General features: G+C 36.4%; 20 protein-coding genes, 1 tRNA gene and 1 pseudogene. 14 read left to right on the forward strand and 8 right to left on the reverse strand.

The window, feature by feature from the left end; all coding sequences use genetic code 11:
- From ACOQN3_RS00205 to ACOQN3_RS00235, 7 genes and pseudogenes are all read left to right on the forward strand, one after another.
- Nucleotides 1–540 (forward strand): annotated as a pseudogene (locus ACOQN3_RS00205) (50S ribosomal protein L6); the annotation flags it as partial.
- Nucleotides 541–555: 15 nt separating this feature from the next.
- Entirely contained in the window at nucleotides 556–843 is a 288-nt protein-coding gene (locus ACOQN3_RS00210) for a hypothetical protein (protein WP_420544487.1), read from the forward strand.
- Nucleotides 844–936: 93 nt separating this feature from the next.
- A tRNA-Asn gene (locus ACOQN3_RS00215) sits at nucleotides 937–1010 on the forward strand.
- 120 nt (nucleotides 1011–1130) lie between these two features.
- Nucleotides 1131–1382 carry a hypothetical protein gene (locus ACOQN3_RS00220; RefSeq protein WP_420544488.1) on the forward strand — a complete coding sequence of 84 codons (252 nt, stop codon included), beginning with the start codon at nucleotides 1131–1133 and terminating at the stop codon, nucleotides 1380–1382.
- A gap of 3 nt (nucleotides 1383–1385) precedes the next feature.
- Entirely contained in the window at nucleotides 1386–1613 is a 228-nt protein-coding gene (locus ACOQN3_RS00225; protein WP_420544489.1) for a hypothetical protein, read from the forward strand.
- Nucleotides 1614–1745: 132 nt separating this feature from the next.
- Nucleotides 1746–2195: a DUF2299 family protein gene (locus ACOQN3_RS00230; RefSeq protein ID WP_420544490.1), complete on the forward strand. Its 450-nt coding sequence runs from the start codon at nucleotides 1746–1748 to the stop codon at nucleotides 2193–2195.
- Between the two features lie 505 nt (nucleotides 2196–2700).
- Nucleotides 2701–3183 (forward strand): DUF4352 domain-containing protein, encoded by a 483-nt coding sequence (locus tag ACOQN3_RS00235; protein ID WP_420544491.1) that lies wholly within the window; start codon nucleotides 2701–2703, stop codon nucleotides 3181–3183.
- A 57-nt stretch (nucleotides 3184–3240) separates the two neighbouring features.
- Here the strand turns inward: ACOQN3_RS00235 and ACOQN3_RS00240 are convergent, their stop codons facing one another.
- The 5 genes from ACOQN3_RS00240 to ACOQN3_RS00260 form a co-directional block, all read right to left on the reverse strand.
- Nucleotides 3241–3645, reverse strand: coding sequence for a PPOX class F420-dependent oxidoreductase (locus tag ACOQN3_RS00240; RefSeq protein ID WP_420544492.1), 405 nt, complete (start codon nucleotides 3643–3645; stop codon nucleotides 3241–3243).
- A 27-nt stretch (nucleotides 3646–3672) separates the two neighbouring features.
- Nucleotides 3673–3987: a hypothetical protein gene (locus ACOQN3_RS00245; protein ID WP_420544493.1), complete on the reverse strand. Its 315-nt coding sequence runs from the start codon at nucleotides 3985–3987 to the stop codon at nucleotides 3673–3675.
- Nucleotides 3988–4032: 45 nt separating this feature from the next.
- Complete coding sequence (locus tag ACOQN3_RS00250; protein WP_420544494.1) at nucleotides 4033–4617, reverse strand: ArsR/SmtB family transcription factor; 585 nt, start codon at nucleotides 4615–4617, stop codon at nucleotides 4033–4035.
- A 387-nt stretch (nucleotides 4618–5004) separates the two neighbouring features.
- Nucleotides 5005–5838 carry a phosphoribosylaminoimidazolesuccinocarboxamide synthase gene (gene purC / locus ACOQN3_RS00255; protein WP_420544495.1) on the reverse strand — a complete coding sequence of 278 codons (834 nt, stop codon included), beginning with the start codon at nucleotides 5836–5838 and terminating at the stop codon, nucleotides 5005–5007.
- Nucleotides 5839–5998: 160 nt separating this feature from the next.
- Nucleotides 5999–6535, reverse strand: a complete 537-nt coding sequence (locus ACOQN3_RS00260) for a 4Fe-4S dicluster domain-containing protein (RefSeq protein WP_420544496.1) — start codon at nucleotides 6533–6535, stop codon at nucleotides 5999–6001.
- 210 nt (nucleotides 6536–6745) lie between these two features.
- Here ACOQN3_RS00260 and ACOQN3_RS00265 point away from each other — a divergent pair, with 210 nt between their 5' ends.
- The 3 genes from ACOQN3_RS00265 to ACOQN3_RS00275 all read left to right on the forward strand — a co-directional run bounded on the left by ACOQN3_RS00265 (nucleotide 6746) and on the right by ACOQN3_RS00275 (nucleotide 8664).
- Nucleotides 6746–7675, forward strand: coding sequence for a transcription initiation factor IIB (locus ACOQN3_RS00265; protein ID WP_420544497.1), 930 nt, complete (start codon nucleotides 6746–6748; stop codon nucleotides 7673–7675).
- A gap of 179 nt (nucleotides 7676–7854) precedes the next feature.
- Nucleotides 7855–8265, forward strand: a complete 411-nt coding sequence (locus tag ACOQN3_RS00270) for a hypothetical protein (protein ID WP_420544498.1) — start codon at nucleotides 7855–7857, stop codon at nucleotides 8263–8265.
- Nucleotides 8266–8493: 228 nt separating this feature from the next.
- Complete coding sequence (locus tag ACOQN3_RS00275) at nucleotides 8494–8664, forward strand: hypothetical protein (protein ID WP_420544499.1); 171 nt, start codon at nucleotides 8494–8496, stop codon at nucleotides 8662–8664.
- A 147-nt stretch (nucleotides 8665–8811) separates the two neighbouring features.
- Here ACOQN3_RS00275 and ACOQN3_RS00280 read toward each other — a convergent pair whose 3' ends face one another.
- From ACOQN3_RS00280 to ACOQN3_RS00290, 3 genes are read right to left on the reverse strand one after another with little or no spacing between them, the layout of a single operon-like run.
- Entirely contained in the window at nucleotides 8812–9066 is a 255-nt protein-coding gene (locus tag ACOQN3_RS00280; protein WP_420544500.1) for an adenylate/guanylate cyclase domain-containing protein, read from the reverse strand.
- Nucleotides 9044–9649, reverse strand: a complete 606-nt coding sequence (locus tag ACOQN3_RS00285; RefSeq protein WP_420544501.1) for an adenylate/guanylate cyclase domain-containing protein — start codon at nucleotides 9647–9649, stop codon at nucleotides 9044–9046. Before ACOQN3_RS00285 ends, ACOQN3_RS00280 begins: the two co-directional genes overlap by 23 nt.
- A complete protein-coding gene (locus ACOQN3_RS00290) occupies nucleotides 9643–9786 on the reverse strand; it encodes a hypothetical protein (protein WP_420544502.1) in 144 nt (47 codons plus the stop codon). The genes ACOQN3_RS00285 and ACOQN3_RS00290 overlap by 7 nt, the downstream gene beginning before the upstream one ends.
- 478 nt (nucleotides 9787–10264) lie before the next feature.
- Between ACOQN3_RS00290 and ACOQN3_RS00295 the strand changes: the two genes are divergently transcribed.
- The 4 genes from ACOQN3_RS00295 to ACOQN3_RS00310 are packed head-to-tail and all read left to right on the forward strand — an operon-like array spanning nucleotide 10265 to nucleotide 11610.
- On the forward strand, nucleotides 10265–10402 hold the full coding sequence (locus ACOQN3_RS00295) for a hypothetical protein (protein ID WP_420544503.1): 138 nt from the start codon (nucleotides 10265–10267) through the stop codon (nucleotides 10400–10402).
- A 49-nt stretch (nucleotides 10403–10451) separates the two neighbouring features.
- The gene (locus ACOQN3_RS00300) at nucleotides 10452–10634 is read left to right on the forward strand and encodes a hypothetical protein (protein WP_420544504.1); all 183 of its coding nucleotides are present in this window, start codon (nucleotides 10452–10454) and stop codon (nucleotides 10632–10634) included.
- 34 nt (nucleotides 10635–10668) lie between these two features.
- Nucleotides 10669–11151: a hypothetical protein gene (locus tag ACOQN3_RS00305; RefSeq protein ID WP_420544505.1), complete on the forward strand. Its 483-nt coding sequence runs from the start codon at nucleotides 10669–10671 to the stop codon at nucleotides 11149–11151.
- A 12-nt stretch (nucleotides 11152–11163) separates the two neighbouring features.
- Nucleotides 11164–11610, forward strand: coding sequence for a hypothetical protein (locus ACOQN3_RS00310; protein ID WP_420544506.1), 447 nt, complete (start codon nucleotides 11164–11166; stop codon nucleotides 11608–11610).
- Nucleotides 11611–12143: the final 533 nt, after the last annotated feature.

A 12143-nucleotide genomic window follows, 5' to 3' on the forward strand; every position in this document is an offset into this window, starting at 1 on the left:
AAAAACTAAAAGATGAAGTGATAATTCCTGAAGGAGTAACTGTAACAAAAACAAAACACATGTTATCTTTTGTTGGCCCATTAGGAAAGACATTCAAAAGTTTCAGAAGCATTCCAGTAGACATTGAAATTGTAGAAAACAAAGTTACTCTAAAAGCTCAAGGAGAGAGAAAAAGAGATTATGCGATATTACACACTGCAAGATCAATAATCAGAAACATTTTGCGAAGGTCTTGTTGAAGGATACACAATTAAAATGAAAGTAGTCTTTGCTCACTTTCCAATTACGGTCAAAGTAGAAGGAAAAAAAATTCTAATTGAAAACTTTCAGGGAGAGCGTGCACCAAGAGAAACAAAGATTGTTGGAAACACCAAAGTTGTTCCAAAAGGAGAAGATGTTATTTTGACAGGCGAGGTGTGGACAGATATTACACAGACTGCTGCAAACATAGAGTTAAAGACAAAAGTAAAGAACAAAGATCACAGAGTATTCTTAGATGGCATCTACGTCTTTGAAAAGAAGAAAGGCCTAGAAAAGTAAAACTAGTTTTTTTAAATGACTCTTGATGCTGAGTTTGCAAAGCAAACAACGGATTTAATCACACAAACTTTAGATCTTTACAAAACTGCAGGTGCATCACCAAGAGTCGGAGAGACCTGGGATTGTGCAAATGTAGGTGATTTTTTGTGTGGTTTTTTTGTGGGGGAGATGGTAGGCTCTGCACTTAGTGCTTTTCAAATTGTCCACAAAAGGGAACCAACAGCAGAAGAGCACATGGAAATAGTAGAGCTGGTTGAGAGTTATTCCAAAGAGATCAAAGAATTTTTCAATAAATTTAACTAGTCTAAAAGACCCAAAAAACACATTTTCAGTCATGATTTGTGCTAAAACAGGTTAGTAAGGATTAAATCACTTTTATCTAGGTACAAACTTGTTGCCGCCCTAGCTCAGCGTGGTAGAGCATCCGACTGTTAATCGGACGGTCGTCAGTTCAAGTCTGATGGGCGGCGCTTTTTATTTCTAAATTCGAGTTTAGAAATATTGATCGCTTAACAGTAATTTGTGTACTCTATTAGACAAAACAGATCTAATAGAAGATCGCATATCACTAATAGTGCAGGAGATTTACATTGGCCAGAACTAGAAGAGCCAACAGATATTGTGTAGACTGTGGTGCTAGACTGGTCTACTATCCACGATTATCAAATCCAAAGGCGCCAAATGAACACAGAGTACTAGTATATGCATGTCCAGATTGTACAGACGACTTTGAGAAACCAAAGATGTTCTCTATTAGACGCAATCAAGTTGAAGATCCATTAGAGACAGTAGAAATAGAAATTACACAGTTACAGAAAAAAATAGCTGTAAAACATAGTTAGATCATGTCATATCCAGAAAAACCACGAAGCAGTGCATGGTATTTGCTTCCAATTTTGTCGGGGATGGTAGGCGGAGTAATCGCATTTTTGATAATTCGTAAAGACGATCCGCGAAAAGCAAGAAATTGTTTGTATATTGGTCTTATAATGATGGCAATAGGCATTATTTTCAATATCGTGATTGCATCATCAGTACCAGGCATTGATCCTGGATTTAATGTCAATGTTTAGTGTGTGCAAGATTTCCCATAGCTTTCTTACGTCAAACTCATATATTTCTAATTTCGAATTCAGAAACATTCTATATTTAGTGCCTTTTTGCCGAATTGAATCATATAGAACATCAACAAAAGTTTGAAAAGAATGAGTCAGTCAAGAATGAGAGACAATGTTGAAAGATGGTTGATTCATGAAGGATTGTCTTTTGAAGAAGTAAAAAGCAAAGAAAATTTGTTTCAAATTCTGATAAAACATGCAGGACAGTCCGGAATTCCAATCGAAGTATTCGAACCAAGTGCACAACCAGGAATAATTGTTATCGGTGCAAAGGTAGTGATGAAAAATAATCAAATTGCAAGATATTTGAGATTTAATGAAGATGAAAAGGAGCAATTTGAGAAAAAAGTATCAGATTATTGCTACTCTATTCAGGCAATAAGCAAGATAATCACAGAAGACGGGAAACAAAAAGTTGGAGTTTATGTAGTATTAGATGATAAAGAAAACATCAATCAGCAAACAGTATTTGATGCAATGGACAAAGTCTCAGAGATGTATGATAAAACATCAAGATTTTTGATGAAGACATTTTAAAAGATCTGAATATACGCCAAAATGATTTAAAATTTTGAGGGGTTTAGCTTCTAGGCACAATTCAAAAAGATCAGACATGTCTAGATGAGACATCTTGCTGGTTTGGGGGTTGGCCTGACAATATAGGCATGAATGTTAAACCCCCCCTGAAAACACCTCAAATCAATAAATTGGCATTGTGCCTAAGTATACCAAATTTACAGGGGGGTTTAGCTTCTAGGCACAAATTGAATAATTGTTCTAATTTTTCAATTATTGGGGTTGGCAAACAAAAATTCTATTTTTAGAGTCTTTGATGAACCATATTCTCAGATTACGTCTTGTTGTAAAGGACATTTGTTCATTTGAATGGGAATTTAGTTTCAAAAGCCTCCTGGTACAGATACAAAGTATGTTTAATTCAAGTAGATCTTAACGTATTAGTGAATTTCTACATATTTTATCATAAGTTCATTCAAAATACAGAGTCAGTATCAACTATATACCAAAAAATGATGATATTTTTGTGGCAAGGATAGGTATTTTGCTAGTTATAGGAGTAATTCTACCAATAATTGCAGTTTCCATGTATTTGATTATAGAAAATGACGTGAACATAATCAGGGTAACCAGTAGCGATGCAGTCACAATAGGTCCTGTAGAATATACCGTTGCTTTTGATGAAACACACAATGGTGACAAGGATACAATGCCTGAAAACACGTTTTTGCAGGTAAAAATTACTGCAAAAAACATCAGTAACTCAGAAACTGTCATTTCTGGCGGTCAGTTTTACATCATAAAAGACAATAAAAGATACAATGCAGTATATGGAGAATTCTCATCAAAGGACCTAGGAAGAGAGTTGTTAGCACCTGGAAAGGCATTAGAAAAGACCACACAGTTCGACATTGCCTTTGATGAACAAGAAACTTACGAGGTAATCATAAAACCACTAAAAGAGCATCCAACTAGAGATACTGCAATAGTATGCATAACAAACTGTTGATTTTCGTTGCTTGAATTACAATATTTCTAAATTCGAAATTAGAAATATTGGAAATTGTTACTCTTGCATCTTTAGTTCGGGAAGCACAAAGACTTTGCCAGGTTTTATCTTGAGGATGATTCTCTTCTCATCATCACGTTTGAATGGATAGTGGTCTCTTCCCATGTACTGTTTTGTTAGCCTATCTGCATGCTTGTAGTCATAGTCTGGAATAATCTCTTCGACTTTGCCTCGAATTGTGGTCATGTCAAGTGGGTTGTCTTTTGATACAACTGACACTGCCACGCGTGGGTCTCGAAGAATGTTTTTGTGCTTGATTCTGCCTTCAGCAGTGTTTATCATTATGTAATCATCCTCATAATTTGCCCATACGGGCGACACTTGAGGCGAGCCATCCTTCATTACAGTTGCAATAAAGACCAAATTTTTTGCTCCAAACAGATCAATTGCCTTTTGTTCCATAATTACACCAAATTGTGCAAATTTTGCTTATAATTCATGCCTCCAGATTGTATCTAGATTCTCAATGTTTGTCAAAATCTCAATTGCTGTCTGGTTGTCTCTTTGTTGCATTGCAACTGAGAATTCATAGCCCAGTCTTATTGCCTCTGGGCTCAAATCTTTGATGTTTTTCAGGTCTGCGTCCTCTTTGCGAATTCTTTCTCCTATGGCACAGGTCTTCCAGTTGTCAGATAAATCCTGGTGTTTTTGCTCTAGCGTCTGCTTGGTAAGCTCCCTCCAATGGGTCAACTCCATTTTTTTGAGCAATTGTTCGGTTTTTTGAGTATAGAATACTCTGACCATTGCTCTACATCACCCCATGTGATATTTTAGCATTGCATCAAACTGTCAGTTTTTTGTCATTTTCTGTCGAGTGTTACCACTTTTTTGAGCTCGCGGTGCAGAAGCAGTTGATGTCGTTGTTGTCGCTGCTGTTTTGGATTTTTCCATAATTCTAGTCATGGCCCTGTTGACTATTTCCATGAGTACATACTGTGAGTACAACGGGTCGGATTTTTGCTTTGATTTTAGAGTTGCCTTTGGAGCAATGGTATCTAAAACGTCTTCGAGCTTTTTTGATGTGTTTTTTATCGCAGAAGAATATTTTGTGTCAAAATCTTCGGGGACATTATATCCAAGCAATTTGGTTGATGTGCTGTAGTATTTTGTGACGGCGCCTCGTGTCTCTTCTATCTTTGCAATCTCAATCAGACCTGCTTCCTTTAGTATGTCCAAGTGATGCCTTACAGTGGTCAATGCTTTTACGTGTCCAGATTTTTTCAGGTGTTGACAAATTTGTGCAGCAGTTAACAATTTTTTGTACAGCAACTGAACTATCTTTATCCGCGCAGGATCATCCATTGCACGCGCTTGTTCAATACTTGTCGTAACGGTACGATTTACCATTACGGGTTTTTCTAACAGTGTTGACATGCTGTTGTATGATTCTGATGAAAGCTAAAAGTTAACAGCATCATATTTTTTGGCCAAACAGATCAATTTTTTTTAATGCAGGTAATTGCTGTACAGTTTTTGTTATACCACTATCAAAATTATGATAATGTATCAAATTGTTTGGTAGTACATTGATTATCTTGATAATATATTGATAAATATTGTTTTGATATAATCTACATTGTATTGCATCAACAAAATCAATAGCAATATCAAGAATGTAAAAAATCACCAAAAATCACAAGCTGTAAAGCTTTTGTGTCAAAAAGGGGCAAAATACCGGCAAATGAATATCCCCTGAAAAGGCGATTCGAGTTGAGAGGACTGGTTTAGGCTGACTGTCAGTCAACATTGGTTTTTGGTGAATTAGGAAAGTGTCTTTCCAGTCATCTTTTCGTATGCTGTAACATAACGCATAGTCATCTTTTCAATTATCTCCTGAGGAATTGTTGGTGCTACTGGATCTTCTCCTGCGTCTTTTGCATCATCAAACTTTTTTTGGTATCCGTTTGCAGTAAGCCAGTCTCGTAGTATTTGTTTGTCAAAGGATTCTTGAATATCCCCAATCTTGTATGTGTCCTTTGACCATAGACGGTATTCATCGGGTCCGATGGAGTCGCCCAAGGTTATTTTGCCATCCAGTATTCCAAACTCTAGTTTTAGATCAGCCAAGATGAATCCTGCATCATCTGCAATGTTGGACATTTTTTTGTAAATGTCAAGTGAGGTTTTTTCTAGCCAGTTGTATTGCTCTTCAGTTACAAGATTCATTTCTAAAGCTTTTTGTTTGTCAATTGGAATGTCGTACTCGGATTTTGTCGTAGGATCAAAGATAGGTTGTGGAAGCTTTGCAGCCAAAGTTGTGTCTGTGTTTTCAGGCAAAGTGATTTCGTTTTTTTCCCATCTCTTTGCAAGGCTTCCATAAAAGTATCCTCTAACAACGCATTCAATTGGAAGCATCTGCATTTTTTTGACAACTATTTCATTGTCTGAATTTGTTTTTATGAAGTGATTTGGTACATCCAGTTCATCAAACCAAAACTCTGCAAACTTGCAAAGTACTTGCCCTTTTTTTGGAATATCTTCAGCAAACTTTACATCATAAGCAGACACTCTGTCTGAGAATCTGAAAAGTATGGTGTCATCATTGTTTTCTGGATCATATAGATCCTTTACCTTGCCTGAACCAATAAACTTCAATGGTTTTTTTAAGAATATTCGGAATTTAATCATTTTTTTATTATATTATGGGTTCAAATTCGGGCAGGAATACAACTCTATGGGGGATATAGTTATGGAATTGAATATCGTACCCACGTGTAAGTTTTTTTCTTAGGTAATATTTGACAATAGAGCAAAATCAATTGTGCGCATGTGGATTTGCAGAACCTGATTCCATCTGTACAAAAGTTTCGGATTCCTTTTCATGAAATTCCTGATTAGATTGATCCACCTTGATTGCCTGTGGAGGACAAACAGACACGCATGCCATGCACCATATACAGTCATGCTCTCTAATTGGATCTGCCTTGTCAGTGTAGTCCTTGCGCTCGCCCTTTACCGAACTTCCAGTTCCTTGAAAGGTCTGACCGACAACATTTTTAGCTGGAATGTCTTTTTCGGTTCTGTACCACTGGAACACCTGAACAGGACATGCTTCAATGCATGCACCGTCTGCCACACAAGAGTCCCAGTCAACTGCAATCATTGTACCGCTAACACCTAAAGGAACTTGTTCTTCTCCTCTCGCGGCATATGCTTTTTGCACATCTTCGTTTTTTGACGCCTGACCATCTGCTCTGCCAGGACCCCACATAAAGTGAAAGTGCTCTCCATCTGAATGGTTAATCTTTCCAATTGGCTTTAGGCCTTCAGGAAAGTTTTCTGCTATTGGCATGATTAACTGGTATGGACTTGGTATTTAACACCAAACAATGTTAGTGGACACTAACTTTTGTTCTAATTCTAGAAAATAAGAATAATTTTTAGATTCAGGTGTATTGTCATGTTTAAGTACAATGATAGCGTAGTATAACTACGCTCTTAGAGGAATAAAATATAGTAAAAAATTCTTTTGTAGATTCAAAAATAATTTGAGATAATAATAATGATAATTAAAAAAAATAATCAAAATCAGAATAGGAATGGACTCACTTCTCTTGTCTGTGATCATGACCAAAAGGGAATGGTTACAGATGTGGAAAGAGGAGAGATAATTTGCAGTCCTTGCGGTCAAGTAATGACAGAGGGTATTAGTTCCGATTCCAGATCCACCCATACCCTTGATGGTTTTTTGAGCAACTCCCAGACAGGTCCTAAATCATCACTGACAATCTATGACAAGGGATTGAATACCAACATAGGTGCAAGAAATATTGACTTTGCTGGAAGACGCATATCGTCTAAGACCATTTTAAAATTCAAAAGTATGAGAGTGTGGGATAGTCGCAGCAAGTCAAAGGCTTCTGGGCGTAACTTGATATCGGCACTTGTATTGCTAGACGGGGTCAAACAAAAACTTGGATTATCAAACGCAATTGCAGAGCATGTTGCATTTACCTATAGAAAGGCCTCGACATTAGGATTGATCAGAGGACGAGGCACGGCTGAAGTAATGGCCGCATCAGTGTATGCCGCCTGCAGAGAAAATGGAATTCCATGGTCCCTTGATGAGGTAGCAAATACCCTAAACATTACAAAAAAGAGGCTATCAAGCTGCTACAGGATCCTAATTGATCGTCTTGATATAAAGCCAGAACTTGCAAATCCATTGGATTGCCTTTCCAAGTTTTGCAGCGTGTTGGAAGTAAAAGAGAAGACAAAGAGATGTGCATTTGACATCTTAATGCAGGCAAACTCCAAACGCATCTTGTCTGGCTCAAAACCTGCCGTAGTATGTGCCGGTGCCCTGTATATCGCATGCATTGCCAACAATGAGAACATTCCACAGACTAGAATTGCAGAAAAGACTCTAGTGTCATCACCGTCAATCAGAAAGGCACTTTCTGTCTTAAACAAGGCCCTGTCTGTCGTGTAAAGAAATCTGCAGGAAACATAACAATATCCATAATGGCAAAAGCAATTTGAATGCCAAATAAATTGTCCATATTACATCAGTTCACAATAATATATTCATCTAAAACTCGATTAACAAAATTCTAAAGATTCAACGTGTAAGCTTTATTACAAAAAAACGACCAAGTACAGTGATGAGTTTTGATAGAAGATAAAAAATTGCCACAAGATACAGTGTTTCAGTCAAGTGGTGACTTGGCTGATGTCATGAAAAACAGCTTTGAGTTTTGGCACAAAAATTACATTGATGCCCCACTAAACTATACGCTAGTTTGGAAAAAAGCACTAGAGTCCAATTCTGAGATTCTAAAACAGATTGAAAAGGCATGGAGAAACACCATAAAACAAAATACCGAGATTCAGATGGAACAGTTCTTGGATTGTTGGTCGCAAGCAATACGAAAATCTAATTTTGAATTAGCAAAAAAACCAATACAGCAATGGCAAGAGTTTTGGGAAAGTACCAGTGATGAACAATTCAAGATTTATGCCAAAGTCTTGAAAATGTTAGAATCCTATTGGAAAAATGAGCAAAGCAAAAGCATCGAATAGGTAAAAATGTAACATCTGCAAGAATCTATAGGATAAATTGCAATAACATAGTACCCAAAATTATTCAAGATGTGGTTATTACTTTAGTTTGTTGTTCATAAATTCTCATTGATTGTAGACTATTTTTAATCTCCCAAACTCGTGTTTGTTTTTTTCTGAGATTAATATAGTATTTTCTGCATATAGCACAGTTAACGGCTTTAAATATTAAAACCAGTTATTGTTCCCATGAACCAAAACATTACACTAAGAAAGGAAAAACTCTATTGCAAATACTGCAAGGAAAACCCAATAATTGAAATTCCAAGCAATGTTGATTTGTTATCTCCCTCAAGTGAGGTTTTTGTAAGAAATTTGAAATGTCCCATTTGTCATACAATTGGGGATGTCAGACGATAAAAAATAACATGTATTCTTGTTTGTAATCGCATTTTACAATGACTTTGTTGTTTTATACAAACTTCAGTCTTTTTATGACAAATTCCATTCCACCTTTTGTCCATAAACTACAGTTTGAGAGATTATGAGTTAATCTGAGATATTCGTTTATTGATACTTGTATCTATAAACATGGTAAATTTTATCCCGTTTATTTGAATAGTGCTGTAATGGACAATCCAACTCGTCTGTCATGTCTGAGAAAAAGCTTTGCATGTATGGGTCTAGTCTGTCGTATGTGTCTTGTCCCACTATGATCTGGTTTGGTTTTGCCAAATTTTGAATCTTTGATGCCATATTCATGGTGGGTCCAAGCAGATCAACGAATACCTTTTTCTCATCAGCACCGTACCGGACCCACATTACTTCCAAAATCAATACCAATCTTTATGCTAATCTCTGACAACCCCATTTTTTCAATCAATATAGGGTTGATTCCTTGTTTTACCACATTTACCATGGACTCTGCGCAAGCTACCGTCTCATATGCTGCCGGTATTTTGTCTGTCTCGTCTTCTACAAAATATCCTATTACCGCATCGCCTACAAACTTTAGGACATATCCGTGAAACTGTTCAATCACATACGACATTTCCTGAGAAAACGAGCTTATTATTATTGACAGTTTGTCAGGTGGTAGTGTAATGCTCATTTTTGTAGAGCCTACAATATCCACATACAGCACTCCCATGTTTATCTGCCCAAACACATTTTTTCTCAGGAATTTTTCAGACGAATCAATCACTCTAGTGTATTGATATCCGTTTTCCAATGCATATGTTGAACTGGGATGAGAACTGGAAATTCCATCTGACAATACCTGGCCGCAGGGACCGCAGATGATTTCTCCCCTGCTCTCGTCAGTGATCAGACCTTTCTTGTCATGCTCACAGACATGGACGTATTCATCTTCATTTTGGGAATTGTTAAATTTTTTAATCACCATGTGTCGCAACTCCATTTGATTTTCTTTCCTCCATCCATTCGCTTAATTTGAGATGTTATGTCAGCAGCTCCTTTGTTATTGTATACAAATGACAGGCATGCCAAATTTCTCTTCATATTCATAGAGAGAACGCCCATGTGAGACCTACTATTGAACCCGTGCTGATAAGATAGAATGAGTAATATGCCAATCTATGTTTTGGCTTCATCATGCAATCACCATTGATTTAATTTTAGTCTTGCAAAGATTCATCATGCAATCATTGCAGACATATTCGCCAGAGGGATTGCTGCAACCGCAATTGCAGGTGCATGTGTAATCATTCATTGGTTGAACCTTCTTCTCTTGTGCATCTGTAATCAGTTAATTTGACAGACTCTAATGTTGTATCGTTTTCTTTGTTTTCCATATCTATATATGGATTTTACTCATATATATACAGGAGTAATTGAATTAATAGAATTGACTAAACTATATAGAAATTTAGGCATAAAACTCAGAAACAAGCCCATCTTGTTCATCAAAAATATCATTAATCCCTTGAAAAAATAACGTGAAACTGATGTGCATGATGCTGTGAGATATGATATATCATACACATGTGTATTCTATAACATGGCGAAAATAAAAAACAAGGCAGTACATCAGACAAACAAGAACAACAAAACAAAGCCAAAAAACCTAATGAAAAAGGAATACCTGGAATCTTATGATGAGTTAAAAAAAGATATCAGAGCAGGTCAACAAACATGAGAAAAAACATCATCAGTACTGTCAGAAAATATTTCAGGATTCTGGTTAAATGACCCTTGTAAATGATGTCTGGTATGACAATGAACTGAACTACAAGTACGGAGACCACAAGTTTGTATTGTTGCCAAACAGCGATGGCATTTCCATTGTAAAGTGCTCAACATGTCTGGAATCCAGAATGTATCTTTCTTTGATGAATATTGAAGTTTGCAAGGAAACTAAATTGCGTTGACTACATAAACATGTAAAATATAGAGAATAAGATCATGAAATACGCTTCTAAAATCAAGTTGACTGGAGATGATTTTGTTTTGGTTGGAATCAATTATAATTATTACATGATTCCCAGGTTGGCTTATCCCAAAGATAATCTTGAAAAGCTAAAACAACAAATCCTCAAGAACCAGAAAATTGTTGAGGAATTAAGGGCAATCTGGGATAAGGGGACAGATGGCGTGATTGCCGATGAGGTTGCAGGAGTAATGGAAAAGTATTTTGGCAAAAATCAGAACAGCGATAAATCTGCCACTACAACAGATGCAGAATTTGATATATCTTTATCAAGTGACGATATCAATGAAATTGGGGAAAAAATCAAGAGTGATGACACTGAAACACAGAACAACAACCTTGCTAATGGAGTGGTTTTGACTAATACATGTACAAACTGTGGTGCCAAGTTTGTCCCAAAAAATAACATGACTTTTGAAACATTGTGTGGATTTTGTATTGGAAAAAACAAAGTGTAACTTAGATGGCGTATGACCGAAATAACTTTTGATGCTACTGGGAAAACTCAATTGACTGAGGATAGAGTAACACACACTAAAGAATACATGCACAAAGATATACCTGATGGAACTGAAGTTTGCCTGCTAAAATATCCTTTAACAGTTGATGAATGGAATCAGATTTTGCAAAACCAGAAGATAGTTGTAGATTTACTTGAACTGCAGGATAATTCAAAACGAAGTCATGATGAGCACATACAGAATATTAATTCCGTAATAGAGTATGGAAAAAACAAGATCAATCAAATCGATAAAAGAATTTCAGAAAACGAGGTAAAACTGGAATCGATGGAATCCCATTCAGATTATGATTACAAGGACTTGCTCAAAGAATCAAACGAGGCAGAAAAAGAGCACAAAAAGGACCTGAGACTATTTGTGGACCTGCTTTCCAAATATAAGGTCATAATCAAGTGATTTGCAAAACATGCATTGTTCTATGCTGACGGTATCATTCATCTAGATTCTACTGCTCGTTCCACCAATGATGTTTCTCTTCCACATTATGATGAAGGAACCTGTGTAGCAATTTCTTGAGATGCGAATACATGTTTGACCTCATTGAGAGAGGATTTCCTTTTTCCACACGTTGCATGCAGGGCATCTATTTGTAATTTTGTCATCTATTTTTTTCAAAAACACGTTGCCACAATTATCGCAGGATCTCAAATCATCAATAGCAATCATTGTGTTGTCTCCACAGTCTGGACTTGCTTGTTTTTCAGATGAGTCTTTTCATGGTCTAGCACTTTTTGAAAATTGCCTTGCCATACCTCCCACTTAAAATTGCAATGCTTACAATGGTATGCCATTTTATTTTTCAATTTCCATTAGTTTCTTTTCTTCTTCAGATTCTTTGAATGCGTTTACGTCCTTTGATGTCTTTTCTTTTCTTCCTTTGATTATTGCAAAAATATTTTTTAACATGATAAACTAGGCCGTCACTGGTA

It is taken from the genome of Candidatus Nitrosopumilus sp., assembly GCF_965223225.1.
Taxonomy (GTDB): domain Archaea; phylum Thermoproteota; class Nitrososphaeria; order Nitrososphaerales; family Nitrosopumilaceae; genus Nitrosopumilus.

Coding starts and splice junctions, on each gene's coding strand:
- ACOQN3_RS00210 (WP_420544487.1), top strand. CDS start 556: ATGACTCTTGATGCTGAGTTTGCAAAGCAAACAACGGATTTAATCACA.
- ACOQN3_RS00225 (WP_420544489.1), top strand. CDS start 1,386: ATGTCATATCCAGAAAAACCACGAAGCAGTGCATGGTATTTGCTTCCA.
- ACOQN3_RS00230 (WP_420544490.1), top strand. CDS start 1,746: ATGAGTCAGTCAAGAATGAGAGACAATGTTGAAAGATGGTTGATTCAT.
- ACOQN3_RS00240 (WP_420544492.1), bottom strand. CDS start 3,645: ATGGAACAAAAGGCAATTGATCTGTTTGGAGCAAAAAATTTGGTCTTT.
- ACOQN3_RS00245 (WP_420544493.1), bottom strand. CDS start 3,987: ATGGTCAGAGTATTCTATACTCAAAAAACCGAACAATTGCTCAAAAAA.
- ACOQN3_RS00250 (WP_420544494.1), bottom strand. CDS start 4,617: ATGTCAACACTGTTAGAAAAACCCGTAATGGTAAATCGTACCGTTACG.
- ACOQN3_RS00260 (WP_420544496.1), bottom strand. CDS start 6,535: ATGCCAATAGCAGAAAACTTTCCTGAAGGCCTAAAGCCAATTGGAAAG.
- ACOQN3_RS00265 (WP_420544497.1), top strand. CDS start 6,746: ATGATAATTAAAAAAAATAATCAAAATCAGAATAGGAATGGACTCACT.
- ACOQN3_RS00275 (WP_420544499.1), top strand. CDS start 8,494: ATGAACCAAAACATTACACTAAGAAAGGAAAAACTCTATTGCAAATAC.
- ACOQN3_RS00280 (WP_420544500.1), bottom strand. CDS start 9,066: ATGTGGGTCCGGTACGGTGCTGATGAGAAAAAGGTATTCGTTGATCTG.
- ACOQN3_RS00285 (WP_420544501.1), bottom strand. CDS start 9,649: ATGGTGATTAAAAAATTTAACAATTCCCAAAATGAAGATGAATACGTC.
- ACOQN3_RS00290 (WP_420544502.1), bottom strand. CDS start 9,786: ATGGGCGTTCTCTCTATGAATATGAAGAGAAATTTGGCATGCCTGTCA.
- ACOQN3_RS00295 (WP_420544503.1), top strand. CDS start 10,265: ATGGCGAAAATAAAAAACAAGGCAGTACATCAGACAAACAAGAACAAC.
- ACOQN3_RS00300 (WP_420544504.1), top strand. CDS start 10,452: ATGACCCTTGTAAATGATGTCTGGTATGACAATGAACTGAACTACAAG.
- ACOQN3_RS00305 (WP_420544505.1), top strand. CDS start 10,669: ATGAAATACGCTTCTAAAATCAAGTTGACTGGAGATGATTTTGTTTTG.
- ACOQN3_RS00310 (WP_420544506.1), top strand. CDS start 11,164: ATGACCGAAATAACTTTTGATGCTACTGGGAAAACTCAATTGACTGAG.